The sequence below is a fragment of the Mitsuaria sp. CC2 genome, assembly GCF_048957715.1.
Taxonomy (GTDB): Bacteria; Pseudomonadota; Gammaproteobacteria; order Burkholderiales; family Burkholderiaceae_C; genus Roseateles.
The window spans coordinates 1-24,111 of the sequence record NZ_JARVXN010000028.1 but is presented as its reverse complement, the minus strand read 5'-3'; the positions used below and the strand labels follow the sequence as shown (position 1 = coordinate 24,111).

At 65.0% G+C, this 24,111-nt stretch carries 23 protein-coding genes and 1 pseudogene; 8 read left to right on the top strand and 16 right to left on the bottom strand.

The window, feature by feature from the left end; translation table 11 throughout:
* Window positions 1-65 precede the first annotated feature (65 nt).
* A complete protein-coding gene (locus tag PV762_RS19575) occupies window positions 66-530 on the top strand; it encodes a hypothetical protein (protein ID WP_421036677.1) in 465 nt (154 codons plus the stop codon).
* A 459-nt stretch (window positions 531-989) separates the two neighbouring features.
* Here the strand turns inward: PV762_RS19575 and PV762_RS19570 are convergent, their stop codons facing one another.
* Window positions 990-1,844, bottom strand: coding sequence for a ketopantoate reductase family protein (locus PV762_RS19570; protein ID WP_421036676.1), 855 nt, complete (start codon window positions 1,842-1,844; stop codon window positions 990-992).
* A gap of 212 nt (window positions 1,845-2,056) precedes the next feature.
* Here PV762_RS19570 and PV762_RS19565 point away from each other — a divergent pair, with 212 nt between their 5' ends.
* On the top strand, window positions 2,057-3,109 hold the full coding sequence (locus tag PV762_RS19565) for an AraC family transcriptional regulator ligand-binding domain-containing protein (RefSeq protein WP_421036675.1): 1,053 nt from the start codon (window positions 2,057-2,059) through the stop codon (window positions 3,107-3,109).
* Window positions 3,110-3,294: 185 nt separating this feature from the next.
* A pseudogene (locus PV762_RS19560) lies at window positions 3,295-3,525 on the top strand (transposase); the annotation flags it as partial.
* A 106-nt stretch (window positions 3,526-3,631) separates the two neighbouring features.
* Here the strand turns inward: PV762_RS19560 and PV762_RS19555 are convergent.
* Window positions 3,632-4,387: an SDR family NAD(P)-dependent oxidoreductase gene (locus tag PV762_RS19555; protein WP_421036674.1), complete on the bottom strand. Its 756-nt coding sequence runs from the start codon at window positions 4,385-4,387 to the stop codon at window positions 3,632-3,634.
* Window positions 4,388-4,532: 145 nt separating this feature from the next.
* Here PV762_RS19555 and PV762_RS19550 point away from each other — a divergent pair, with 145 nt between their 5' ends.
* The 3 genes from PV762_RS19550 (at window position 4,533) to PV762_RS19540 (ending at window position 8,109) form a co-directional block, all read left to right on the top strand.
* Window positions 4,533-5,426 carry an AraC family transcriptional regulator gene (locus tag PV762_RS19550; protein ID WP_421036673.1) on the top strand — a complete coding sequence of 298 codons (894 nt, stop codon included), beginning with the start codon at window positions 4,533-4,535 and terminating at the stop codon, window positions 5,424-5,426.
* Window positions 5,427-5,685: 259 nt separating this feature from the next.
* Window positions 5,686-6,060, top strand: coding sequence for a hypothetical protein (locus tag PV762_RS19545; protein WP_421036672.1), 375 nt, complete (start codon window positions 5,686-5,688; stop codon window positions 6,058-6,060).
* Window positions 6,061-6,141: 81 nt separating this feature from the next.
* On the top strand, window positions 6,142-8,109 hold the full coding sequence (locus PV762_RS19540) for a sialate O-acetylesterase (RefSeq protein WP_421036671.1): 1,968 nt from the start codon (window positions 6,142-6,144) through the stop codon (window positions 8,107-8,109).
* A gap of 65 nt (window positions 8,110-8,174) precedes the next feature.
* Here PV762_RS19540 and PV762_RS19535 read toward each other — a convergent pair whose 3' ends face one another.
* Complete coding sequence (locus PV762_RS19535; protein WP_421036670.1) at window positions 8,175-8,675, bottom strand: winged helix-turn-helix transcriptional regulator; 501 nt, start codon at window positions 8,673-8,675, stop codon at window positions 8,175-8,177.
* Between the two features lie 24 nt (window positions 8,676-8,699).
* Between PV762_RS19535 and PV762_RS19530 the strand changes: the two genes are divergently transcribed.
* Entirely contained in the window at window positions 8,700-9,509 is an 810-nt protein-coding gene (locus tag PV762_RS19530; protein WP_421036669.1) for an NADPH-dependent F420 reductase, read from the top strand.
* An 18-nt stretch (window positions 9,510-9,527) separates the two neighbouring features.
* On the opposite strand, the gene PV762_RS19525 is transcribed toward PV762_RS19530, so the two are convergent.
* The 13 genes from PV762_RS19525 to PV762_RS19465 all read right to left on the bottom strand — a co-directional run bounded on the left by PV762_RS19525 (window position 9,528) and on the right by PV762_RS19465 (window position 23,436).
* Window positions 9,528-10,352, bottom strand: a complete 825-nt coding sequence (locus PV762_RS19525) for a metal-dependent hydrolase (RefSeq protein ID WP_421036668.1) — start codon at window positions 10,350-10,352, stop codon at window positions 9,528-9,530.
* Window positions 10,353-10,586: 234 nt separating this feature from the next.
* A complete protein-coding gene (locus PV762_RS19520; RefSeq protein ID WP_421036667.1) occupies window positions 10,587-11,750 on the bottom strand; it encodes a porin in 1,164 nt (387 codons plus the stop codon).
* A gap of 114 nt (window positions 11,751-11,864) precedes the next feature.
* Entirely contained in the window at window positions 11,865-13,052 is a 1,188-nt protein-coding gene (locus tag PV762_RS19515) for a CapA family protein (RefSeq protein ID WP_421036666.1), read from the bottom strand.
* Entirely contained in the window at window positions 13,040-14,668 is a 1,629-nt protein-coding gene (locus PV762_RS19510; RefSeq protein ID WP_421036665.1) for a 3-(methylthio)propionyl-CoA ligase, read from the bottom strand. The genes PV762_RS19515 and PV762_RS19510 overlap by 13 nt, the downstream gene beginning before the upstream one ends.
* Before the next feature lie 82 nt (window positions 14,669-14,750).
* Complete coding sequence (locus PV762_RS19505; protein WP_421036664.1) at window positions 14,751-15,749, bottom strand: Bug family tripartite tricarboxylate transporter substrate binding protein; 999 nt, start codon at window positions 15,747-15,749, stop codon at window positions 14,751-14,753.
* A gap of 7 nt (window positions 15,750-15,756) precedes the next feature.
* The gene (locus PV762_RS19500) at window positions 15,757-16,491 is read right to left on the bottom strand and encodes a Sua5/YciO/YrdC/YwlC family protein (protein WP_421036663.1); all 735 of its coding nucleotides are present in this window, start codon (window positions 16,489-16,491) and stop codon (window positions 15,757-15,759) included.
* A gap of 63 nt (window positions 16,492-16,554) precedes the next feature.
* Window positions 16,555-17,172, bottom strand: coding sequence for a 3-isopropylmalate dehydratase small subunit (gene leuD, locus PV762_RS19495; RefSeq protein WP_421036662.1), 618 nt, complete (start codon window positions 17,170-17,172; stop codon window positions 16,555-16,557).
* 16 nt (window positions 17,173-17,188) lie between these two features.
* Entirely contained in the window at window positions 17,189-18,604 is a 1,416-nt protein-coding gene (gene leuC, locus PV762_RS19490; protein WP_421036661.1) for a 3-isopropylmalate dehydratase large subunit, read from the bottom strand.
* Entirely contained in the window at window positions 18,601-19,539 is a 939-nt protein-coding gene (locus tag PV762_RS19485; protein ID WP_421036660.1) for an isocitrate lyase/PEP mutase family protein, read from the bottom strand. The genes leuC and PV762_RS19485 overlap by 4 nt, the downstream gene beginning before the upstream one ends.
* Window positions 19,540-19,646: 107 nt before the next feature.
* Window positions 19,647-20,369, bottom strand: a complete 723-nt coding sequence (locus tag PV762_RS19480) for a GntR family transcriptional regulator (protein WP_421036659.1) — start codon at window positions 20,367-20,369, stop codon at window positions 19,647-19,649.
* 122 nt (window positions 20,370-20,491) lie between these two features.
* Window positions 20,492-21,463 (bottom strand): alpha/beta hydrolase, encoded by a 972-nt coding sequence (locus tag PV762_RS19475; protein ID WP_421036658.1) that lies wholly within the window; start codon window positions 21,461-21,463, stop codon window positions 20,492-20,494.
* A gap of 38 nt (window positions 21,464-21,501) precedes the next feature.
* Window positions 21,502-22,938: an MFS transporter gene (locus PV762_RS19470; protein ID WP_421036657.1), complete on the bottom strand. Its 1,437-nt coding sequence runs from the start codon at window positions 22,936-22,938 to the stop codon at window positions 21,502-21,504.
* Between the two features lie 24 nt (window positions 22,939-22,962).
* Entirely contained in the window at window positions 22,963-23,436 is a 474-nt protein-coding gene (locus tag PV762_RS19465) for a nuclear transport factor 2 family protein (RefSeq protein ID WP_421036656.1), read from the bottom strand.
* Between the two features lie 227 nt (window positions 23,437-23,663).
* Here PV762_RS19465 and PV762_RS19460 point away from each other — a divergent pair.
* Window positions 23,664-24,111 (top strand): TetR/AcrR family transcriptional regulator (locus PV762_RS19460; protein ID WP_421036655.1); only part of this gene is annotated, 448 nt, incomplete at its 3' end.

The window sequence follows — 24,111 nt, the reverse complement described above, 5'->3', positions numbered from 1 at the left end:
CGCAGCGATACCGCCGGTTCTACTCGCCCCTTAGACTCCACGCAGTTCGCACTTCAGAATCCCGAATGTTCGACGAAGTACTCGCTTTGCTTAAGCAGCAGTCCCGGTTCTGGTCGGACGGGTACCTCGTTTTCGATGGTGGGCCGAACGCGGCGAGCGGGCGCGACCTGACTGCGGTCGAGGCATTTGTGAATCGCGACGCCAACCAAGCAGCGCAATGGGGTAGGCGCGAGCGTCTGAGCGGGTTGAACCAGGCTTTGCGTGGGGTCAGTTTGGGCGAGGCCCGCCTCGAACTCCATCGAATGTTGAAGGAAGAGCATCGCCTCTACTGCCATCGCTCGATGGATGAAGCCATGCTGACACCGGTCATCGACGCATTCTTTTCCAAGCTGCGAAATCCAAATTGCTTCTCGAACTCCTCCGACGCAGGAGCTGGCTGGCATGCCGTAACCCCTCATGCCCGCGACTCGCTCCTCGTGTTCATTGATGATTTTTCGGTGAGCTACTGGCTGACGACTGACGACGAGTGATGCACGGGCGAGAAGTTGCCAATGAATCGCCCCAGGTTTGCTAGACATCTCCGAGCCTCAAAACTGAGGCCCCATAGGAGGTGCCATGAAAACGAACCAACCCTACCCGGAAGAATGCGCGACCTCGGTAAGCGCTTAGGCAAGCAGCGCATGGCGCGGCTACTCAAGGGCGCGAGACTGCGCTCTTAGACGGACTACGGTCGTCGGCCCGGCGTGCGTGGTGGCAAGCCCGCCGCGGTAGCGCCAGATCACCGGGGGCGACAGTTCACGGTCGACGAGCCCAAGTGAGCTTGGGTCGTCGCGAGCCATGAATGGCAAGACTTCCTGCGCGAGCACAACCTCGTCTCCAGCATGAGTCGTCGCGGCAACTGTCACAACAGCGCCGTGGCCGAGAGTTGATTCCGATTGCCCAAGCAGGACGCATTCGTCTGCAGATCTACCCGCGAACTAACCCGGGCGTTACGGCTTTATGTTGAGCAGCGCGGCGGTGGTACCAGGCGCTTGTTCCACCATCGAGTCGATAAGGAATCGGACCTCGCCGGGTCCGAAATGGGCCAAGTCACGGTTGGTCTTAGTCCGGCTGAACGTCCAGAGCATCGCAGCGGCAATGATGCGGGGCAGGCGTGCAAGAGCGACGACAAACCCCGGTTCTAACCGGTGTCCCTGCTGGACCACCAACTTCAGCCCAGCGTTCAAGGCTATCGCCAAGTTCTGGGCCTGGCGCCAGGTGACGCCCGGGCCCTCGGGCGGCGTCATGTGTGCTGCGGCCATCATGGGTACCACGAAGGCGACGTGGCTGCGAAAGTAGCTTTGCATGTCTGGCCTGAGCTCAGCAGGAAGGCCTGCAGACTTGAATAGGGCCACCCACTCCTCGCTATCCGTTGCCGTCACCATGCCAGGCCTGCTGACCACGCTGCGCAACCTTCCCTGTTCAAGGAACGCGATCATGTTGGGGAACGCGAAGCGCGCGCGGTGCGCGCCTACGGCTTCGCGCAGGGGTTGGATGTCATCGAAGGTGTTGAACATGAAGATGATGCTGGCCGCTGCGCATGCACTAAGTGCAGGTAGGACGGCATCGACTTGGCTGGCGAGGACGGTCACAAGCACGAGGTCCCATGGGATCCCCATGTCAAGGTGCTCTGCCACCTCCGCGGTCGTTGTCTCGCCGTTCATGGCCTCGATGGTCCCCTGATCAATGCGTAGACGTTCGAGCCGTTTTCCGCGAGCCACCAGCGTTATTTGGTGGCCGGCTCGGCCCAGATGGAAGGCGAAGGCGCTACCAATGCGCCCAGCGCCGAGAATTGCGATGTTCATGAGTCCGCGCGTTTTCAGAGTTCTGGGGTGGGGATGATTGAGAAGGTGGTGCTCGCACCGGTCCGTCTAGCTCAGCCGCGAGTCATCAATGTCAAGGCTCCGGCCGAGTGAAGCAAATCAAATCGCGACGTTGGGTCATCCAACGACGACAAACCACCAAGGGAGTTGCCCTGGCGATGCCGATGAGCCAGGAACCTCGGTAGTATCGGAACATGGAAAAAGATGCGGTCATGGTTCCGGTGTTCGCGCCGGCCTTCCTCGCTTCAATCGGAATCGATTTTTCAAGCTTGGTCGCTGAAGCGGGTGCAAGGTTGGAGTCCGACGGGGAGGGCCGGCATTGGGTCTCCACGGATGATTATTTCGCTCTCTGGAACGCGATTCAGCGCCTTGGGGTTCCTGCCGACTTCGGGCTACGCCTGGGGAGCATGAAGCGTATTGAAGGCCACTACGACGTGGCGTCGATCGCTGCCCTTCATTCTCAAACCTTTGGCGATGCGATCAACGCAATCGCCCGCTACAAGCAGATGGTCTGTCCGGGCCGCTGGCTGCTGGATATCCAAGGGGAGACGGCTTGGCTCCATTTCCGATGGCTCCTAGCGGGTCATCAGGCAGTGCCGGACTTCTTGACTGATGGCGGGTTTGCCTACGTTGCCGATTTGTACAGGCGAGGAACAGGCGTGGCGCTCAAGCTGAGACGCATCGAACTGTCGCGTCGGCCAGCAGCGGAAGGAATGCTCTCAGCCGCCTTTGGATGCGCCATTGATTTCAACGCGCCGCAGGACCGGATGCAGTTTGACGCGAGCGCGCTGCACCACACTTTCAGGAGCCACAACTCCGAGCTGTTGGCCCTGATGACCCCAGGCCTTGAGGCAGCACTCCAAGCGCATGTGGGATCGCCTGACCTGGTAACGCAGACTCGGCAGGCCATCCACGCACAGCTCAAAGGTCAGCGACCCTCGCTGGAGCGCGTGGCCATGGCCATCGGCCTGGGCCCCCGATCGCTCCAACGGAGGCTGGAGGACGCTGGCACGAGCTATCAGGAGCAACTTGACGAGGTGCGACGCCAATCAGCGTGTCGCCTGCTTTCGAAGACCGAGCTGCAGCAAGGTGAGATTGCGTTTTACCTCGGCTTCGAGGAAGTCAATTCGTTCACACGGGCGTTCCGAGCTTGGGAGGGGCTCTCGCCGGTGCAGTGGCGGCAGGCTCAGCATGCAAAGTCTTCCTCGGATCTTCCGCGATCGGTCGCAAGGTCAGCCTTTGACTAGGGCACAACCTGGCACCGGCTGCCCGTCTTTTGGGCTGCGGCCACGGAGATCGCTGGTAGGGTTTATCTAAGGACAGTCTGCAAAACCCCTCGTCACCCTGACTGGCGATTTGATCGTCGGTCAGCGACGGTGAGGGCATGAATCAACGCTCGCTGATCCAGCCGTACGCCCGCGGTGCGCATCAGGCCTTGGGCGGACGTCCACCATTTCCCATCGAGACGATGCTGCGTATCCATTGCCTGCAGCTCTGGTGGAACCTCAGCGATCCGGCCATGGAAGAAGAGCTTCATGAGCGTCCGCTTTATCGACGCTTTGCCGGTCTGGACGGCGCGGCGCGCATGCCCCACGAGACGACGATCCTGCGCTTTCGGCACCTCTTGGAGAAGCACCAGCTGGCGCCTACCTCTATTCAGACGCCGCGCGCTGGGTCAACGCCCCGCGTGTCGAGGCCAGTGGTGTCCAAGCCCTGTAAGCGGGCGGCCAAGCCGACGCCCGGTGGGAGATCGAGGCTGGCGGGATGGCTCAGATGACCTGGCCGCCTGACACCTCGATGCGTTGGGCGGTGATCCATCGGTTGTCGGCGCCCAGCAGGCTGGCAATCATCGGGCCGATGTCATCCGGCACGCCAACGCGACCCAGGGCGGTCATGTCGGCGAACTGCTGGTTCAGGTCGGGCATATCGCGCACGGCGCCTCCCAGGAAGTCGGTCTCGATGGCACCGGGCGCCACCGTATTGACGGTGATACCGCGGCCGCCGAGCTCCTTGGCCATGCAGATGGACAGAATTTCGACGGCACCCTTGGCGGTCGAGTAGGCCGAGAAGCCCGGGAACGACACGCGCGTCAGGCCGGAGGAGATATTGACGATGCGACCGCCGTCGGCCAACACGGGCAGGAGTGCCTGCGTCAGGAAGTACACGCCCTTGACGTGGACGTTGAACAGCGCGTCGAACTGGGCTTCCGTCGTCTCGGCGAACGACGCCATCTCACCGTGGCCGGCGTTGTTCACCAGATGGTCGAACGTCTCGCGGTTCCAGGTGGTCTTCAGAGCCGCGCGCACGCGCTCCGAGAACGATTTGAACGTCGATACGTCGGCGGCATCGAGCTGCAGGGCGACAGCCTTGCGGCCGAGCGCTTCGATCTGCGCAACGACCTCACGGGCTTCGGCCTCACCGCTGCGGTAGGTGACGATGACATCGCCGCCGCGGCGGGCGATGCTCAGGGCCGTGTTGCGGCCGAGTCCACGGCTGGAGCCGGTGACGATTGCGATCGTGGTCATGACATGTCTTTCGATAAGGGGGTGGGGGCAGACGGGAATCAGTGTCTCGCGTCGCCTTCCGGGAAAGTTGCGGGTTCCTCGCGCCTTCTTGCTCATTCCGCCAAGGGCCGTTGCGAAGCCCAGGGGCTGCCGGTACCGTTCAGCCATGACCGACACCTTGCTCCACGCGGTACGCCGTTATGCAGATTTCCACGCAGATTCGAATGGCGTCGCCGCGACGCCGGTACCCGGCTTGACCGTGGTGCGCGCTACCGCGCCCGGAGAGCTGCAATACGCGATCTCCCGCCCGCTCATCGCCGTCGTGGTCCAGGGCACCAAGCGCGTGCTGACGGGAAGACAGCGTTTCGACCTGCGCGCCGGCGAGTCCATGCTGATCACCGCGGACGTGCCCACCGTCAGTCAGATCACCAGCGCATCCGCGGGAGCGCCGTACTTTTCGCTGGTGCTGGATCTCGATCACTCCGTGATCGAGCAACTCATCGTCGAGCTGAACGTGGCGCTCGAGGGGCAGGGCGCTCCGCTCAGCATCGAGCCCACGGATCCGGAGCTTGCCGCTACGGCCTTGCGTCTGATGAAGGTGCTGGATCAGCCGACCGCGGTCGCGATCCTTCAAGCGCAACTGGTGAGAGAGATGCACTACTGGCTGCTGGCGGGTCAGCACGGACCCGCCATTCGCAGTCTTGGCGTGGCGGGGAGCCATGTGCAGCGCGTGTCCCGCGCGGTCGCCATCATCCGCGCCGAATATCAGCGTCCGCTCAGAGTCGAACGGCTTGCCGAAGCCGCCGGGATGAGCGCTTCAAGCCTTCATCAACACTTCCGATCGCTGACGTCGCTCTCACCCCTTCAATTCCAGAAGCAGCTTCGACTGATCGAGGCCCGACGCATGATGCTGTCGGAGGGCACATCGGCCAGCGATGCCGCGTACTCCGTGGGGTATGAGAGCGTTCCGCAGTTCACGCGAGAGTACGGCCGCATGTTCGGTGCGCCTCCGGCCCGCGAGATCAGGCAGGCGAAGACCCGAGCACCGCTGACCAGCTGAATCACGGTTGGGCTGGCTGCTGCGCTACGTCGCTTGTTCCTCCCGACCGCCTCGCTGTCGAATCAGGCAAGGAATCGCCGAGGAACCGGCAACCGGGTGCGCCGTGGCTCCGACAGACTTGTCTTCGTCGACACAGGCCCTCGATTCCGGATGCGCACAAGCGACCATCGCGGAGCGCAGTGGAGTTGCTCGACTCAAGTGGACGCGTGCCGACGGCCAGAAGTACGACAGTGGCGTGTGGGCTGAGGAATTCATCGTCATGGACGAGAAGCTCTCCAAGACCGGCTTCCAGGTCGATCTGGCCTCGCCCGGCGGCGTGGCTCCGACCATCGACAAGCTGAGTCTTGACCCCAAGATGGCCGGAGGGGACGCGGCGGTGAAGCACTTCCGCAGTGTCCTGGCCGCAAACGCCGCACGCATCGCCAAGCCTCTGGCCGAACCCTGTTCACCGGCCAGAACCCGGCCTCCACCGCGCCACTGGCTGACGCCATCATTGCCGCGCTGCGCAAGTGATCTTCGGGACCGGGCCGGCAGCGTCTGCCGGCCTCAGCGACTTGTCGCCATCGTGCGGCAAGCGTCTTGCGGCTCCGGCGTCGTACACGCGTCGGGCTGCACCATGGTGCTTTCTGAGTGAATTCCCTGAATCCCCTCGATGATTTGTTCAAGTAAATTCGTTAATAACAAAGCAATTTGATTTTCGTGGCAAGCCATGAACATGTCCGTACCGCCGCTGCGTCGGCTACTCCCTGTGCTGTTGGGTCTTGCAGCCACCGCGGCCCAGGCCGACGTCCGCCTCGCCAGCGTGTTCGGCGACAACATGGTGTTGCAACGGGACCGACCCATTCGCATCTGGGGTTGGGCCGCGCCCGGTCGCACGTTGAATGTGACGCTCGCGGGCAGACAGGCCGTCGCAAAGGCGGGAAGTGATGGTCGCTGGACCGCGCAGTTGCCCGCCATGAAGGCGGGCGGGCCGCACCAGTTGCGCGTGCTCGGCGACGGCGAGACCACGCGTCGCGACATCCTCATCGGCGATGTCTGGCTGCTGGGCGGTCAGTCCAACATGGAGTGGCCGTTGTCGGCCACCGATACCGGCGCACAAGAGACCGCCGCGCCGCAAAACGCTCATCTGCGCCACCTCCGAGTGCCGCTGCGCGCCAGCCTTCGCCCTGAATCCGACATCGCGCCGGCCGACTGGGTGGTCGCCGAGGCGGGCAGGGTGGGCGAGTTCAGTGCAGTGGGCTACCACTTTGCGCGCCAGATCCAGACATCGCTGGGGGTGCCCATCGGCCTGGTCAACACGTCCTGGGGCGGCTCGCATCTGGAGACCTGGATGCGGCGCGAAGCCGCGCTGGCCGACGTCGACCTGGCGCCCTTCGTCAAGGATCTGCCCGCTGACAACGCCGTCTTTGCGCAGTCGCTGCGCCAGCGGATGGAAGAACGCGTGTCAGCCTGGCAGTCGGGCTTGCCTTGGCAGGGGGTGAACGTCAGTGGCTGGTCCGTCGCCAGCGACGGCGTGGACGCTGACTGGCCCACGCTGCAGGTGCCAGGCATGTGGGAAAGCCAGGGGCTGGCTGACCTGGACGGCGTCGTCTGGATGCGCCGCAAAGTCGAGCTGGATGCCGCGCAGGCCGTCGGCGTCGCCACGCTGCATCTGGCGAACGTCGACGACTGCGACGAAGTCTGGGTCAACGGCCGGCAGATGAAAGGGCAATGCGATTTCACTCTGCCGCGCGCCTACGCGCTGCCCGCCGGCCTGCTGCGCGCCGGCGTGAACTGGATCGCCGTGCGCGTGACCGACACGGGCGGCGGCGGCGGCATCGTGGGTGATGCCGCCGACGTGCGGCTGGACACGCCCGCCGGCACGGTATCCCTGGCGGGCGCCTGGCGCGCTCGCGTCGAGAAGGTGATGATGCCCAGCGGCCTCACCGCCAATGACGCGCCGACATTGGCCCACAACGGCCTGATCGCGCCACTGGGCGGCTTGTCCTTCCGCGGCGTGCTCTGGTATCAGGGCGAGAGCAACACCAGTCGCGCGGCGGCGTATGCGGACGGTTTCCGGCGGCTGATCAGCGACTGGCGCGCGCAGCTGCGCCAACCTGACTTGCCATTCTTCTTCGTGCAATTGGCGTCCTTCCTGCCGCTGAAGAACAACCGCCCCGGGCAGGGTGGCTGGGCCGAGTTGCGTGACGCCCAGGCCCAGGCGCTGACGCTGGCACACACCGGCATGGTCGTGGCCATCGACGTGGGTGACGCCAACGACATCCATCCCCGCAACAAGCGCACGCTGGGCCAGCGCCTGGCCGGCGTGGCGCTGCACGACATGGGACTGCGCGCCGAGCCGGCCAGTGGGCCGCTTCTGGTCAGTTCCGAAGTGCGTGGCGATGAGATACGGCTGAGGTTCAAGAACACCGGCGGCGGACTGCGCACCGCCCTGGCGGGTGATGCGCTGCGCGGCTTCGTGGTCGCGGGCGCAGATCGCCAGTTCGTGCCGGCCACCGCGCGCATTGACGGCGATGCGGTGGTGCTGAGCAGTCCGCTCGTGTCGCGGCCGCTGGCCGCGCGATACGCGTGGATGGACAACCCCAGCGAATCCAATCTCGTTGGTGGAGATGGCCTGCCCGCGGCGCCAGCGCGAAGTGATGCCTGGCCGCTGGAGTCGGTGGGCAAGCGTTACCCGCAATGAGCGCAGTCCCGGTCAGGACCTGCCCAATGGAACAGACCGCAGCGAAAACGTCGATCACATGCCGATCACGCGTCGGGCATGCGACGGGCAAGCTCCCGGTCGAAATCCGCCCTGGATCGCTCAATCGTCGGCCATGCCTCTCGCATCCATCCAGCGAAGGCCTTCATCGGCTCCTGCAGGCTCGACCCTCGTTCGCTGAGTTCGTATTCGACACGCGGCGGAACCTCCGCGAAGTAGTGGCGGGTCACGAGACCGTCCCGCTCCAGATGCCGCAACGTCAAGGTCAGCATGCGCTGGGAGATTCCTTCCACGCCGTACTTGATCTGCGAGAAGCGCAACCGGTGTGACGGCGCGACGCTGAGCAACGAGAGCACCAGGATCGTCCACTTGTCGCCCAGTCGGGTGAGCAGGTCGTGGGGCATGCATGCGCGAAGGCGGATGCCGCGCTCGGTGACCTCGTGCGGCCAGCCTTCCAGAATGGATGCCATAGGTTCCCTCGATGTGACCGACACACCAAAAAGTGCCGTCTTGTGCTTCCGGAATGAAAGTATAGAGTCGCGGTCCATTGAAGGTTATCAATGGGAACTAACGTGAAGAACATTGGCATCGTAGGCGCCGGAACCTTTGGATCCATCCTTGCGCGGAGACTGGTTCAAGCGGGCCATCGCGTACGGATCGCCAACTCGCGCGGCCCGGAAACCCTGCGCCGCATCGAGATCGAAACCGGCGCGCTGGCAGTGGACATCCTGGACGCAGCGACGGGCGCCGACATCCTGATCCTGTCCATTCCGCTGGGACGGATGGGCGAGCTGCCGCGGAGGATCTTCGACCGAATGTCCGACGACATCGCGGTGATCGACACGTCCAATTACGTGCCGGCCCGGGACGGGACGATTGCCGACATCGAGGCGGGCATGCCGGAAACGGCATGGACATCGATTCAGGTCGGACGGCCGCTCGTGAAGGCATTGAACAGCATCTCGGAGCTGAGCCTCGAACATCGCGGGCAAGCCTCAGGCCGCAAAGGGCGCATTGCCTTGCCGGTGTCGGGCGACCACGCGGAGCATCGTGCGGCGGCACTGCGGCTTGTCGAGGATCTGGGGTTTGATGGACTGGATACGGGACCTCTCGAGGACTCCTGGCGCCAGCAACTGGGCACACCGGCCTATGCCACTGATCCGGATGAGAGGCAACTGATCCGATTGCGCGCGCGTGCCGACCTCGACAGTCTGGGAAGGAAACGCGACGAAGCCATGCAACTCATGCGCAAGCTGCCAGCGGATTTCCCGAAGGCGGAATTGCTGCAGGTCGCGCGGTTGATGGCAGGACTGGATCAAGGCCGGATCAGGAGCTGGATGGCGCTAGGGAAGCTTGGCCTGGCCTTGTTGCCGAGGGCCTAGTCAGGATCCGACTTCGCGCTAGCGCACCTGCACGGCTCTTTCCGTGAACCTGGTCGACAGCGCCTCGATGCTCGCAGGAATGCGAAGGGCATGCGGCGTATACCAGGGGAGCATCGCCTTCGCCCGCATGCCGGAGGTGACGACCTGCAGGACGAGGCGATGCTTCCACCGGATGCGGCAGCGATCGCCGTGACGTCCGATGTCGACGGCGGACATCAGCCGTTCGCAGTCACGCATGAAGCTGAACATGTGCCGTTGCGCGAACCAGCACATCCGGATGCGATGCGCGTTGTCATCGTGGAAATGCCGGTAGACCTCGAAGGCCACGTGCCGGTGCTCGATCTCCTCGAGCATGTGCCACTTGAAGAGTTCGCCGAACGCGGCGTGGGTGCGCGGGTGGTCGTAGAGACCGCTGCGCAGCAGGTACAGACCCAACTGCGTGGTGTAGGACTCGAACCCTTCGATGTAGCCGATCCGGAACTTGTCGCTTTCGCTGGCGAGGAAGCCGTCGAATTCCTGCTTGAGCCGCTCGGCCCGTTCCGCCAGGCCCGGATATCCGTGGGCAAGGATGACCTTGTTGAAGTCGACGTGCCGTTGGTAGTGCTGAGCCTCTTGGCGGCAGAAGCGGTCCGCCGCCTCTCGCAGCGTCGGGTCGCTGATGCGGTCCATCACACGCCGGAGCGACTTCACGAAGAAGGGCTCGAGGTGTGCCACATACAACCCGATTGCGCTGTGCTGATAGGACAGCTGCGCGTTGCCGGCGACGTAGAGCGGATGGAACTCGTCGTTCCCAGGGGCGTCGAACTGCATCGTCCGAACGGGGATGAGAGGGGTGACCGTCATCCTCACTCGGGCTTGTTGGTCGACGCTTTGGGGTTGCCTGGGTTGTCCATGATGTCCTCGTATCGACGAAAGATACAATCAACTAGTTGGTAGATCATAGAGGCAAGTGATGCTGACGGACAAGCGTTGCGCAGGTCTCGCCCATCGCTGCCGCCGCGCGGCACGCGTCGTTGGCGCCTGCACGAGCGAGAGCAGCCTCATGCGATCGGCGCGCGACGGCATGCGGGATTGAGATCAGAACGCGTGCCTCATGCCCAGGCCGATGGCGCTCGGCCTGGCGCCCATTGCTCCCGCCGTGACGGCGACGTCATTGGAATAAAGAGTGAAAGACGCCTTGTCGTTGTTCGAGACATGCCCGTAGGTGGCATACACACTACTGCGCTTGGACAGCGTGTAGACATAGCCCAACCCGAGCACGTAGCCGCGCCGGTCCCGGCCGCCGGCGGGGTTGTCCTGGGACAGGCGCTGAACCTGCGCCCGCAACGCGCCGAATCCGATGTCCCAGGTCGCGCCCAGCCACGCATCGCTACCGTTGACCGGTGAGCCGACGTTGAAGTAACCGGCCCCGAGCTCGACCGTACCGATCCGGTAGCGGGCGCCGAGGGTGGCATCCTTGCGCCTGGCGGTGCCGCCGGTGAACGCCAGCGGCGATCCCGCCACCAGCGGATAGGTGAGCTCCTGATACGAGCTGAGGACCTGCAGGTTGCCGACCTTGTATTCTGCCCCCACGGCGATCATCCGGTTCGCGTCCCGGGGGAGATTGCCGCTCCCTGTTCCGCCTTCGGAGCCGAGGCTGTACATGGCCCGGATCTTCAGCCCGCTGAGGTCCGGCGAGACGTAGAACGCCGCATTGCTGGCCCGAGCCCAGCGTTCGGAAGTCCCCGTGAGATTCGTCGCCGCCTGCAGGTTGCCGAACAGGCCCAGGACGAACACGTCGGACGAGTTCAGCGCATGGAAGGTTGGGGTGTAGTCACGGCCGAGTGACAAGCTGCCCCAGCGGCTGTTGATGCCGACCACGGCCCGCCTGTTGAAGCCGGTGGACGAGGACCCATTGGGTGCTGTCGGCGTGGCCGTGCTCGGGTTTCCGGCGTAGGCCTTGGAAGAACCGCTGTCGAGATCGAAGCCGGCCTCGAGCACGAAGAAGGCACTGAAGCCGTCACCGAGGTCTTCGGTGCCGCGCAGACCCCAGCGCGAGGCGCTGTTGAGGCCCGACACCACGGCCGTCTGCGTCTTGCCCCCAGGTGCGCCGCTGCGTGCCGAGATGACGCCGCCGTCAACGATGCCGTACAGGCTGACCGAACTCTGCGCATGAACAGGGATCAGTGCATTGAATGCGAGGAGGACGCCGCCGGTGGTCGCCGCAACTCTGCCGGTCGAGGAAAGGTGTTTTTGGTCCATGGACCTTGCTCCGTTGTTATGTGGTTCTATTGTTATTACAACATAGACACTTAACAAATGGGCAAACCCTTGGTGTTGCAGGCGCGTCGATGCGACGCCTGTCTTCGCTTCCGATTACGTCTCTGATCGGGGCTCGCGCAACGGAGGTCGAATCGCGATGCGATCGCCCCTGACCTCAATGTCGGCGTGCAGATCTGCCAGCCAGTGGATCCGCTTGAGATAGGTCAGGAATCGAGCGAACGCGGCCTCGTCCGATGGCGGGATGGGGGCGGGCTGACCTTGCGGATTGATCAGGCACGGCGTCACCTCCACCATCGGGTCCTGTCCCTCGTTGAACGCGATGTGCGCCACGACTGTCATCCGCGACTCCTCGTGGAATGGGACGGTGGGGTAGCCGTCGCGCGAGAAGATCCCGTACTCCCCATGGATCTCAATCGTCTCGCGTACCGCTCGAGGTCTGGCGATCTTCTCGATGCCCGGAAGATCGAAGGCGAAGTTCCCCAGCCCGTGCAAGATGGGTTTGCCTTTGTGGAAATCGACGCCCTTGAGGATGTGCTGGTGATGCCCGAGGATCACATCGGCGCCATGGTCGATGGCCAGCCGGGCCAGCTCCCCTTCGTATTCGGCCAGCATCGCCGGGAAGCAATGCACCCCCCAATGGAAGCTGCCCACCACGATGTCCGCCTGAGCGGCCGCAGCCTCGAAGCTCCTGACCACGCGGGCCACGGCGGTCTCGGTCAGATGCGATCGGACGTGCGGAGGGCTGCCGGGCTGCCGGTGCAGGTCTTGATACTGCGTCGAGATCTCCAGCATCGCCACACCGTCTCGATGAGAAGTCGCGGCGGCATTCCACGAGCCGATCATCGAGGCCGCGACGAAGGCAATGCGTGTGTCTCCCACGGTCACGCAGACCGGAGCGAATGCCTCGTCCGCATCGCGTCCAAAACCAACCGGCCGGATGCCCACTCGCTGCAAGGCATCGAGCGTCGAGTGCATGCCGGCCCGCCCCCAGTCGTTGATGTGGTTGTTGGCTACCGACATCACGTCGAAGCCGGCCCGGGCGAGGGCAGCGATGTTGCCGGGTGGCGCCAGGATGGCCGCCATCATGTCGGCATCGGCCTGCGGGTCCTGGGCGTAGGTTCCTTCCGAATTGCCGAACGTGAGGTCGCTCTTCTGCAGCAGGTGACCGACATGCGTGAAGGACTCGTCCGGATCGTCGCGATTCAGGAAGACGTCGCCGACGGCGACGAGCTCGATGGACCCGGGCGTGCGCGGGGAGGGCGCCTTTGTCACGTCGTCCATGGATGATCCTTCAGTTGTTCACGCAGCCGGGTCTTGAGCATCTTTCCGGTGGCGCCCAGAGGGATGGTGTCAACGAACACCACATCGTCTGGGATCTGCCACTTCGCCAGCTGTTTGTCCCTGAAGAAGTCGAGCAGTTCCGTCGTCGTGACCTGGGCCCCCGGGCGGACGACCACGGCAACGACCGGGCGCTCGTCCCATTTCGGATGCTTGATGCCGATGCAGGCGGCCATGCCCACGGCGGGATGCGCCATGGCGATGTTCTCGATCTCGATGGAGCTGATCCACTCGCCGCCAGACTTGATCACGTCCTTGCTGCGGTCAGTGATCTGCAGGTAGCCGTCGGCATCGATGGTGGCGACATCGCCGGTGGGGAACCATCCATCGACCAGCGGATCGCCGCCTTCCGACTTGAAGTAGTCGCGCACGATCCAGGGGCCGCGGACCATCAGCTCGCCAGCGGACCGCCCGTCCCAGGGCAACTCGCGGCCGTCGTCAGCGACGATCTTCATCTCGACGCCGTACACCGCCCGGCCTTGCTTCTCGAGCACGCGCAGGCGCTCGTCGGCCGACAAGCCATCGTGCCGCTTCTTCAATGAACAGACCGTGCCGATCGGACTCATCTCGGTCATGCCCCAGCCGTGCAGCACCCGCACATCGTGCTGCTGCTCGAAGGCCCGCAGCATCGCGGGCGGGCAGGCCGCGCCGCCGATGACCGTCCGCTTCAGCGTCGAGAACGAGTGGGCGCCCGACTGGACGTGGCTCAGCAGCATCTGCCACACCGTCGGCACGCCGGCGGCGAAGGTCACCTGCTCTGATTCCATCAGTTCGTAGACGGACTTCCCGTCCAGGGCCGGGCCGGGGAACACCAGCTTGCAGCCCACCATTGCCGCGGAGTACGGGATGCCCCAGGCGTTGACGTGGAACATGGGAACCACCGGCAGGACGGCATCGCGGGCGGACAGTCCCATGATGTCGGGCTGGACGGAGCCGTAGGCATGCAGGACCGTGGATCGATGGCTGTACAAGGCGCCCTTGGGATGGCCCGTCGTGCCGCTGGTGTAGCAGAGGCTCGACGCGGTGTTCTCGTCGAAGCTCGGCCAGACATAGCGGGAGGGATGCGCCGCAATCCAGTCCTCGTAGCTGATCAAGTCGGGGATGCCACTGTCGACGGGCAATCGGCTGCTGTCGCACAGCGCCACCCATCGCTCGACCGTGTCGCACCGGCTGTGGATGGCCTGCACCAGCGGCAGGAAACTGAGATCGAAGCAGAGGACGCGATCATCGGCGTGATTGACGATCCACGCGACTTCGTCGGGATGCAGTCGCGGATTCAGCGTATGGAGTACCCGGCCTGACCCGCTCACCCCGTAGTAGAGCTCCAGATGCCGATATCCATTCCATGCCAGGGTGGCCACGCGATCGCCAGATTCCAGGCTCTCGGCATCCAGGGCGTTGGCCACACGGCGGGCCCGCTGCGCGCACTCGGCCCAGGTGTAGCGGTGGATGTCGCCTTCGACACGGCGCGAGACGATCTCGGTGCCGCCGTTGTGCCGTTCGGCGAAGTCGATCAGTTGGGAAATGAGCAGGGGACGGTCCTGCATCAAGCCGTTCATGGGTGACCCTTCGTGAGATTGCTGGGGCCCCGGCGCAGGCGGCAGACCGCCGTCCAGGGCCGCTGGTGAGACCGCGAGGCGGTCAGCCCTCGATGACGATCTTGCGTTCCGAGATCAGCTGTTTCCACTGCTTGAACTCGGCAGTGATCGTCTGCTTCGGGTCCACCTTGCCGGTGGCGATGGTCTGTCCGAGGGATTCCATCCGGGCGGCGATCGCCGGCGTTCCCATGGCCTCCCGAAGCGCTTTCTGGAGCTGCGCGACGATGGCCGGCGGCAGCCCTGCCGGGGCCATCAGCGCATACCAGCCTGGCGCGTCGAAGCCGGGAATGGCGCTCTCCGCGATCGTCGGCACATCGGGCAGGCTCGGCAGGCGTGCCGTGGAGCTCACGCCCAAGGCCTTGATGTGCCCGGACTTGATGAAGCCGGCCGTCCCGGTGTACGTCAGGAATCCGAACTGGACCTCACCGGACATCAGCGCGGTCACCATCGGCGCGCCGCCGCGGTAGGGCACGTGTACGGCGAAGGTCTGACTGCGGGCCTTCAGCAACTCGGCCGCCAGATGGGAGACGCTGCCTGAGCCGCCAGAGCCGTAGTTGAGCTTGCCCGGCTGCTTCTTCAGCAGGTCGATCAGCTCACGCGCATTGTTCGCAGGCAACAACGGCGCTGCGATCAGCACCTGGGGCGCCTGAGACACCATCGCGATCGGCACGAAGCCCGTCAGCGGGTCGTAGCCGGGATTGCGCAGGGACGGCACGATGGTCAATGGCGCGTTGTCGAGGAGCCCGAGCGTGTAGCCGTTCGGCGCGGCGCGGGCGACGTCAGCGGCTGCCAGCGAACTGCTGGCGCCCGGCTTGTTGTCGACGACGACCGCCTGGCCGAGCAGGCGCGCCAGCGGTACGCTGATCTCGCGCGCCATGACGTCGGAGCCGCCGCCTGCCGGATAGCCGACCACGAGGCGGATCGGTGCGGTCGGCCAGGCGTCGGCTGCGGCACGGGCCGTCAGTGATGCGAGTGGGGACAAGGCGAAGCCGGCGCCGCCTTGCAGCAGGGTCCGCCGAACGGTGTTGTGCTTGTCAGTCATGGCCGCCTCACTGCACGTTCTTCAGCATGAACTCGTTCAGGTGACCCGACGGCAGCACGTCCAGACCGGGGTCGGGCGGAAGCTCCACATTGAAGTAGCGCTTGAGCACGCCGGCGATCAACTCGTAGCAGACGCCGATCCGGATCACCTGCATGTTCGAGAAATTGATCAGCGTGCCCGCCCGGCGATAGGTGTGATAGCGGCACAGGCCGTAGTCGATCGTGATGTCGGCGATGGCGCGCAGCTCCGGCTGGATGTCTTCGACGGCGAACTTGGTGCCGGTGCCCGACAGGTTGGCCGAGGACCCGAACAGCGGCACCACCTCCTCGCGCGAGAGCCGCGTCAGCTCCTTGTGGAACGGACCCGCGTTGAGCAGGTTGCCGATGGTGCCGCCGGCGGTGGAGGCCTTCAGGGCGTCGCCGCCCAGCTTGACGAGCAGCGGATGATCCGCGCGGAAGGTGCCGATCACGCCAAGCGGCAGATCGAAGTCGACGGTGATCGCCTCGACCATCTCCTGCTCGCGCTTGCCGAGCGTCATCAGTTCGCGCTGCGTCTCCAGGTCGGCCGCCATCGCGTTGCGCTTGTGGCCGCCGCGGCGCTTGGTGTCGTAGATCTTCTGCAGCGGGTCCAGCATCGCGCCGGTCATCGCATAGCCGGTCTGGTTGGGCACCAGGGCGATGCCGCCCTGCTTGATGACGTCGATGGTGCGGCGGGCATCGCCGGCGATGTCGAGGGTGGGCATGGCAAGTCTCCTGTTGTTTGAGGAATGGGGTTCTGTGAAGCGCCGGGGTCCGCGCGCCCGGATCTACGCGCCGACGGGCCGCCAGGCCCACGCGCGCTCCACGCGGTCGCGCGCCTGCCAGGCCCGGATCGCCGCGTCGTCGCGCAGCGTCAGGCCGATGTCGTCCAGACCGTTGAGCAGCGCTTCGCGTCGCGTCGCGTCGACGTCGAACGACTGCGGCGCGCCGTCGCCGGCAGAGATCGTCCTGGCCGTCAGGTCGACCGTCAGCGACGCGCCGTCCGCGCACTGCCGGGCCAACGCCGCGATGTCATCGAGCGGCAGACGGATGGGAAGCACGCCGTTCTGGAAGCAGTTGGAAAAGAAGATGTCGCCGAAGCTGGGCGCGATGACGGCTCGCACGCCCAGGCACATCAACGCCCAGACCGCACCTTCGCGGGAGGAGCCGCAACCGAAGTTCTCGGCGGCCAGCACGAACGGGGCGTTCAGGAAGCGGGGCTCGTTGAAGGGACATGCGGGGTCGGCGGTGCCGTCGGGCAGGTAACGCAGCGATTCGAGGGCGTAGGGGCCGAGCTGGTCCTTGGGCAGGCTGGTCAGGCGCTCGATGCGCACGATGAGATCGGTATCCACGTTGGCCCGCATGAACGGGACTGCGGGGCCGGTGACGCTGGTGAACGGTGTCATGGGATGAGCCCTTCGATCAGGCAAGACGACGCACGTCGATCAGGTGACCGGTCACCGCGGCGGCCACCGCCATCGCGGGACTGGCGAGATGGGTGCGTGCCTGCGGTCCCTGGCGGCCGACGAAGTTGCGGTTGGACGTGGAGACGCAGCGCGCCTTTGGCGGCACCTGCTCGCCGTTCGCTGCGACGCACATGCCGCAGCCGGGCTCGCGCCATTCGAAGCCGGCGGCGGTGAACACCTCGTGCAAGCCTTCTTCTTCCGCCGCGCGCTTGACGTCCTCGGAGCCGGGCACGACCCAAGCGCGCACGTTCGGCGCCACGCGGCGACCGCGCGCCAGGTCGGCGGCGACGCGCAGATCGGACAGCCGCGAGTTGGTGCAGGACCCGATGAACACCCAGTCGATGGGGGTTCCGGAGATCGGCGTACCGGCGGTCAGGCCCATGTAGTCCAACGCCTCGGCGATCGCGGTGGCCTGCTTCGGCGCGGCGTCACGAGGGTCGGGAATGCTGGCGTCGATCGCGATCGCCTGTTCAGGGCTGGTGCCCCAGGTAACCGTCGGCGCCACCAGACTCGCATCGATGACCTCCTCGCGATCAAAGACGGCGTCCGGGTCGCTCTTCAGGTCGCGCCAGGCCGAGACCGCAGCCTCGAAGTCCTCGTCCTGCGGCGCGAAGCGGCGGCCCTTCACGTAGGCGAAGGTCCGTTCATCGGGCGCGATGATGCCGGAGCGGGCACCGAGTTCGACCGTCAGGTTGCACAGCGTGAGCCGGGCCTCGACCTCCATGGCCTCGACCACGGGGCCGGCATATTCGATCGCATGGCCGACGCCCGCGGCAGCCCCGAGTTTTCCGATGATGTGAAGCGCCAGATCCTTCGCCGTCACGCCGCGCGCCAGCGCGCCTTCGCATCGGATGCGCATGCGCCGGGGACGTTGCAGGCGTAGTGTCTGCGTCGCCAGCGCATGCGTGCTTTCGCTCGATCCGACACCGAGGGCAAGAGCGCCCAGTGCGCCGTTGGTGCAGGTGTGACTGTCGCCGCAGATCATGGTGAGCCCCGGCAGCACGATGCCTTGCTCCGGTCCCATGACGTGCACGATGCCGTGGCCGCGCTGACCGAGGTCGAACAGGCGGATCTGTGTCCGCTCGGAGCCGGCCTTGAGCGAAGCCCACAACTTGCTTCCGCCGGGATACGTGCCGCCGTCGCGTCCTGGCTGTGTCGACACCGCATGGTCCGGCGTCGAGAACGCCAGCGCGGGATCGTGCACGGCCAGCCCGCGCTCGGCCATGTCGGCGAGCGACGCCGAACCGGACAGATCGTGCAGGAGATGCCGGTCGATGTGCAGCAGCGACCAGCCGTCGCCGAGCTCGCGCACGACGTGGGAGTCCCAGATCTTGTCGAAGAGCGTCCGGGCGGTCATTGTGTGGGCGGTCATTGGGCGTTGCCTCGTGGGAAGGTGTGGACACCGACCATGGGGGCATCACCGTGGATCGCTTCCGCACCGGCGTTGAAGCGACGACGGAGTCGATCCCAGTCGTCGGCCCCGAAGCGTCGGAAGGTCTCTCCCACGCTGGCGGCGACCGAAGGCACGACGCGGCTCGATTTGAGCGCGGTCAGGGCGGCGTCGCCCGCTTCGATCATGGCGCTGACGAGCAGGCCCGGCACGAGCGCGAGCTTGTAGCCCATCGCTTCGGCTTCGGCCGTGTCCAGTACCGGGGTACGTCCCCCGGCCACGATGTTCAGCAGGCACGCGCCGCGCACGCGGCGGGGCACGAGCTCGACCTCCTCGCGGGTCTGCATGGCCTCGACGAAGGCGATGTCGGCGCCGACATCCAGCGCCGCATTGGCGCGGTCGATGGCCTCGTCCAGGCCGAGCACGGCACGTGCGTCGGTGCGGGCAATGATGAGGAACTTGTGCGAGCGGCGCGCCTCGACGGCGGCCCGGATCTTCGAGAGGAATTCGGCGCGCGGGACAACCTCCTTGCCGTCCAGGTGACCGCAGCGCTTGGGCGACACCTGATCCTCGAGGTGGATGGCGGCCACGCCGCGAGCTTCGTACTCGCGGACGGTCCGCGTGATGTTGAGTTCGTTGCCGTAGCCGGTATCGGCATCGGCCACGAGCGGAATGCCCACGGAGCGCGCCATCACGCCAGCGTTCTCGGCCATCTCCGTCTGCGTCAGGAGGCCGAAGTCAGGATAACCGCGCGCCAGCGACGTGCCGGCGCCGGTCATGTAGACGGCGTCAAAGCCGGCCTGCTCGATCAGCCTGGCGCCAATGGCGTCGTAGGCGGCCTGAGCGACGACCAGGCCGGGACCGGCCAGCAGCTCGCGCAGCGACTTCGGGCGGGGAGGGGTGTGGGTTGTGGTCATGTGGTTATATTGTGAGTACAACTACAGGACGTGTAAAGCCCCTTTGCACTCCCGTGCAAATCTTGGGCTCATGAGGAGCGTGATCAGGCGCGTAGGCGCCGGCGCGATCAGCGCTGGTGGACGACCTTCCCGGCCGACATCGTGTTGATGGCGTCGGCGGGGATGTCCATGAGGATGCGGCTGTGATCGGGCGAGAGATAGATGCTGATGTGCAGGATCACGTGTTCATCGAGGGCGTGCATCACGCGCACCATCTTCAGCAGCGGCATCCCCACGCTCAGGCCCAGCAGGCGGGCACGGGTGGGATCCGCGGGCACGGCGGTGATTTCCTGCACGACGCGACCGAACTGGACTCCCTGCGCCTGGAGAATCTCGTAGAGCGCACGCTTCTTCAAGGATGTCGCCGTCACGCCCTTTGCATGAGCAGGCGCAATCCACGCCTCCGTCAGCATCGTCGGCGTGGCGCCGATCCGGCGCGCCCGCACGGCGTGGATGGCCTTGTCGGAGGATGTCAGACCCAAGGCCCCGGCCACCACGGCCGGCGGCACCTTGGGGCCGACCTCCAGCACATCGACCTGTGTCTCGGCGGCCACATGGCGCAGTTCCTCCAACAGCCCCAGGCTTGGTGCTGGCGCCGTGGCGCCTACCCCCGCACGCACAAAGGTGCCCAACCCGTGGCGTCGCTCGACGTAACCCTGTTCCGCAAGGTCTGCCAACGCGCGCCGGACAGTGATGCGCGACACATCGAACCGCTCGCAGAGCGTCTCTTCCTTGGGCAGGGCCCCGAGTTCCGCGTAGACGCCGCTTTTGATCTCGTTGAGCAGGACCATGTAGATCTGCCGATGCAGAGAAGTACCGGGCGTGCGGCTGAGGGGCTGGGGATCGAGCGATTCGGTAGCAGACATTCACTCATCATAATCACATGCCCACCGCCAGCACGTCCGGTGTCGCCTCAACGGCAGAAGTGTTCCTGCAGAAATCGCCCCCCTTCGGCGAGCGCCGCGCGCGCGGGCGCGAAGTTGGTCGGGAAGATCTGCCACTGGTGAAGCACGCCCCGGTACGTTGCCAACTTGATCGGCACGCCCGCATTCGCCTCCTTCTGGGCAAAGATCAACGCGTCGTCGAGCAGGGCCTCGTCAGCGCCGACCTGGATGAGCGTAGGAGGAAACCCGGTCAGGTCCTCCGACCAGGCCTGCGCAAGCGGGGCGGTTTCGGTGATTCCAAATGCTGCCGCGCTGGAGTTCCTGACCCCTGCCGCGCTGATGATCGGGTCCGTTCCTCCCTTGTCCTGCATGGAACGTGAACTGCCCGAGAAATCGAAGACCGGGCTCATGAGGAAAAGCGACGAAGGCAGCGGCGCACTTCGCTTCTTCAAGCGGACGGTGAGGTCCGCCGCAAGAAGACCTCCGGCGGAATCGCTGGCCAGGGCGATGGCGCAACCCGGATAGCCGCGCGCTCGCATCGCCTCGTACACCTGCTCTGCATCGTCGAGCTGAGCGGGGTACTTGCTCCGGGGTGCCAGACGGTAGTCCAACACGAAGACATCGGCGTTCGAACGGGCGGACAAGGCAGCGGCGACATTGCGATGGGTGCTGGAGGATCCGCTGTAGAACCCGCCACCATGCAGATATACCACCACGTTGGCGGTGGCCTCGCCGCCTCCTGATCTCGCCCACGTCCCGGGTATGCCGCCGATCTCGTCTGCCGCGAAGGTGGCTTGACGGTCGACAGGCATCGCTGCCATCAGCCGCTCAAAGGCCAGGCGTCGATCCTCCAATGTGGCGAGCCCGGCGGACGACTGGCGACGCAACGAGGTGAGTTGCTCGATGGTGAGATCAGCCGGCGGTGCCGCGATGGCGGAAGTTCCCAAGGTAAGTGCGCACAGCAGGTAGGCGACCTTCGGAATGAGGCGAGGGATGCGCATGGATGACTTTCGTTGACTGCGGGGAAGGGTGCACGGCCTCAATGCGGCGCGGGCCTCGCCGCCATGTTGACGCTCGCTATTGAAGCGACGATCGAGAGCACGGCCGAGACCGTCAGGCTGGCTCCAACACACAACATGGCGACCATCAGCGCCCTCGCCATGGACGACGCATCGGGTGAAGTGCCCGCGACGCTGAAGAAGACGCCGCCGATGACCGCAACGCCCAGCGCCGCACTGATCTGCAGCGCCGAATTCGTGATGCCGGCGATCATCCCGGAACCAGTCGCCGGTGCGCGGTTGATGACCGATCGCACCAGCGTCGGCAGCGCCCACCCTTGTCCGAATCCCAACAATCCGACCGCCAGGATCAGCGGCACCTGAGGCGGCATCTGTCCGGGCGTCGCGGCCACCAAGGCGGCAAGGAGTACGCACCCTGCGACCTCGAGCATCATGCCGATGGCCGGAACGCGCTGACCGAAGAGCCGGATGGCCAACGGTGTCGTCAAGGGCCCGATGAAGGCGCCGACGCCGAAGGGCAGGAATATCAGGCCGGTGTCCAACGGGCTCAAGCCGAGTGCCGATTGGAGATAGACGGAGAACACCAGAAAGAAGGCGGAGACGACGTAGAAGAACAGCACGCCTGTGAGACCGCTCATCAGGCCAGGTCTGCGGATCAGGTCCACGCTGATGAGGGGCATGCCGCCTCGGCGGGCGTAGGCCATTTCGTAGCGCCAGAAGCCGATGGCGGCGACGGGACACGCGATCAGCATGGCGCAGGCCCACAACGGCCAGCCATGTTCCCGCCCTTCGACCAGAGGCACGATCAGCAGGCCGAGGGTCAGGGCGCAAAGAAGTACGCCGATGCGGTCGACCGGCGCCGGGCTGTCGCCGCGGGCGTCGGGCAGCAAGGGCAGGCCGAAGATCAGGACGGCGACCACCACCGGCAGGTTGATGAGGAAGATGATGCGCCACGCCAGGTGAAGGAAGTCCGCGGAGATCAACGCACCGCCGAGCGCCTGCGCGGCCACGGCCGCCAGCCCCACGGCTGCGCCGTAGAGTCCCAGCGCGCGTGAACGCTCATGTTCCGGGAACAGCGCATGGATGGAGGCCAGTCCTTGAGGCGCCATGGCCGCGGCGCTCAGGCCCTGGAGCACCCGCGCGATGATCAGCATGGCGGGCGATGTCGCGAGGCCGCACATCACGGACGTCAATCCGAAGCCGGTGATGCCGATCAGGAAGATCCTGCGTCGGCCGAAGAGATCGCCCAGCCGCCCTCCGGTGATGAGGAAGACCGCATAGGCGGCGGCATATCCGGAGATGACCAGTTGCAGTTCCGCAGGGGTCGTGTGGAGCGTGCTCTGGATCGAAGGCAGGGCGACGTTCACGATGAAGAAGTCCAGCGGGGGCAGGAACGCCCCCACCAGCAACACCGCGAACGCCGACCACCGGCGCGTGGCGGAAGTCGTCGTTTGCATGATGGTCGGTGCTCGCGGTTCGCTTCAGTCCGGACGGCCGAAACGTTCGGTGCCCATGATGGGAACCCAGTTCTGGAGCGGCACGGCGTAGTGCATGGTGAAGGTGCGCTCCAGGAAGGCCCAGCGGCCGTCGCGTCGTTGATAGACGTCGCGGTACTGGCCGCTCGCCTGGAGAGGACCCTTGTCCACGTCATAGAAGATGCAGTCCGCAGCGACCAGACCGTGCGCGTTGTCGCCGTCAACGGAAATCAGCGCATTCGCCATCCAGTGGTGCATGTGGGGCATGCGCTTCATGTTGACGCGTGCCTGCGCCATGATGGCCTCCAGGCCTTCGGAGTTGCCGTTGGCGCCCAGGAACAGTCGCGACTCGGGGAACCAGAGCGATTCCAGCAGCTCCTCGTTCATCGTGTCGAACGCCTCGGCGTAGTTGGCGATCAGCGCATCGATGGCGAAGCGGCTTTCGATGGCATCCAGACGGGCTTCAAGTTCTTTGGACATAGGATTATTCCGTATCGGTTGGTACACAAATGGAGAAAAAAAATGCGGGTTGGTGATCACCCGCGTTGTCCCGATTTACGTATCGAGCAGTACAAATATAAGGCGAGCTGGAAGATCGTGTCAACAGTCTTCTCGCGAGAGCGAGCGCTCGGCAGCAAAGAAAAGCCGCCACTTGCCCCGGCATTGTGTATCGACTAGTATGTATCTTTGAACTGACGGAGACGTCCATGGCTCAGCGGGGCCGACCACGCACCTTCGACCGCGATGCGGCGGTCACTTCGGCAATGCATCTCTTCTGGGAACACGGCTTTGAATCGACGTCCCTGTCGCAGTTGAAGGCGGCGATGGGAGCCGGGATCTCCGCGCCCAGCTTCTACGCTGCGTTCGAGTCCAAGGAGGCGCTCTACAAAGAGGCCGTGGAGCGATACATGGAGATCTACGGCAACCTGACGCGGAGCCTGCATGACACGTCGGTTCCGCCGCGCGAAGCCGTGTTCCTTGCAATGCACCGGTCCGCAAAGATGCAGATCGAGAGCGGCCATCCGAGAGGGTGCATGGTCGCGCTCGGCGTGGTTGGGGCCACTTCCGCGGGCAGCGAGGCCGTCACGCAGTTGCTTCGAGAAGTGCGCAATCGCACCCGGGCCGGATTCCGTGCCTGCGTGGAGCGGGGCATCA

Coding starts and splice junctions, on each gene's coding strand:
- PV762_RS19575 (WP_421036677.1), top strand. CDS start 66: ATGTTCGACGAAGTACTCGCTTTGCTTAAGCAGCAGTCCCGGTTCTGG.
- PV762_RS19570 (WP_421036676.1), bottom strand. CDS start 1,844: ATGAACATCGCAATTCTCGGCGCTGGGCGCATTGGTAGCGCCTTCGCC.
- PV762_RS19565 (WP_421036675.1), top strand. CDS start 2,057: ATGGAAAAAGATGCGGTCATGGTTCCGGTGTTCGCGCCGGCCTTCCTC.
- PV762_RS19555 (WP_421036674.1), bottom strand. CDS start 4,387: ATGACCACGATCGCAATCGTCACCGGCTCCAGCCGTGGACTCGGCCGC.
- PV762_RS19550 (WP_421036673.1), top strand. CDS start 4,533: ATGACCGACACCTTGCTCCACGCGGTACGCCGTTATGCAGATTTCCAC.
- PV762_RS19545 (WP_421036672.1), top strand. CDS start 5,686: ATGGACGAGAAGCTCTCCAAGACCGGCTTCCAGGTCGATCTGGCCTCG.
- PV762_RS19540 (WP_421036671.1), top strand. CDS start 6,142: ATGTCCGTACCGCCGCTGCGTCGGCTACTCCCTGTGCTGTTGGGTCTT.
- PV762_RS19535 (WP_421036670.1), bottom strand. CDS start 8,675: ATGGACCGCGACTCTATACTTTCATTCCGGAAGCACAAGACGGCACTT.
- PV762_RS19525 (WP_421036668.1), bottom strand. CDS start 10,352: ATGACGGTCACCCCTCTCATCCCCGTTCGGACGATGCAGTTCGACGCC.
- PV762_RS19520 (WP_421036667.1), bottom strand. CDS start 11,750: ATGGACCAAAAACACCTTTCCTCGACCGGCAGAGTTGCGGCGACCACC.
- PV762_RS19515 (WP_421036666.1), bottom strand. CDS start 13,052: ATGGACGACGTGACAAAGGCGCCCTCCCCGCGCACGCCCGGGTCCATC.
- PV762_RS19510 (WP_421036665.1), bottom strand. CDS start 14,668: ATGAACGGCTTGATGCAGGACCGTCCCCTGCTCATTTCCCAACTGATC.
- PV762_RS19505 (WP_421036664.1), bottom strand. CDS start 15,749: ATGACTGACAAGCACAACACCGTTCGGCGGACCCTGCTGCAAGGCGGC.
- PV762_RS19500 (WP_421036663.1), bottom strand. CDS start 16,491: ATGCCCACCCTCGACATCGCCGGCGATGCCCGCCGCACCATCGACGTC.
- leuD (WP_421036662.1), bottom strand. CDS start 17,172: ATGACACCGTTCACCAGCGTCACCGGCCCCGCAGTCCCGTTCATGCGG.
- leuC (WP_421036661.1), bottom strand. CDS start 18,604: ATGACCGCCCACACAATGACCGCCCGGACGCTCTTCGACAAGATCTGG.
- PV762_RS19485 (WP_421036660.1), bottom strand. CDS start 19,539: ATGACCACAACCCACACCCCTCCCCGCCCGAAGTCGCTGCGCGAGCTG.
- PV762_RS19480 (WP_421036659.1), bottom strand. CDS start 20,369: ATGGTCCTGCTCAACGAGATCAAAAGCGGCGTCTACGCGGAACTCGGG.
- PV762_RS19475 (WP_421036658.1), bottom strand. CDS start 21,463: ATGCGCATCCCTCGCCTCATTCCGAAGGTCGCCTACCTGCTGTGCGCA.
- PV762_RS19470 (WP_421036657.1), bottom strand. CDS start 22,938: ATGCAAACGACGACTTCCGCCACGCGCCGGTGGTCGGCGTTCGCGGTG.
- PV762_RS19465 (WP_421036656.1), bottom strand. CDS start 23,436: ATGTCCAAAGAACTTGAAGCCCGTCTGGATGCCATCGAAAGCCGCTTC.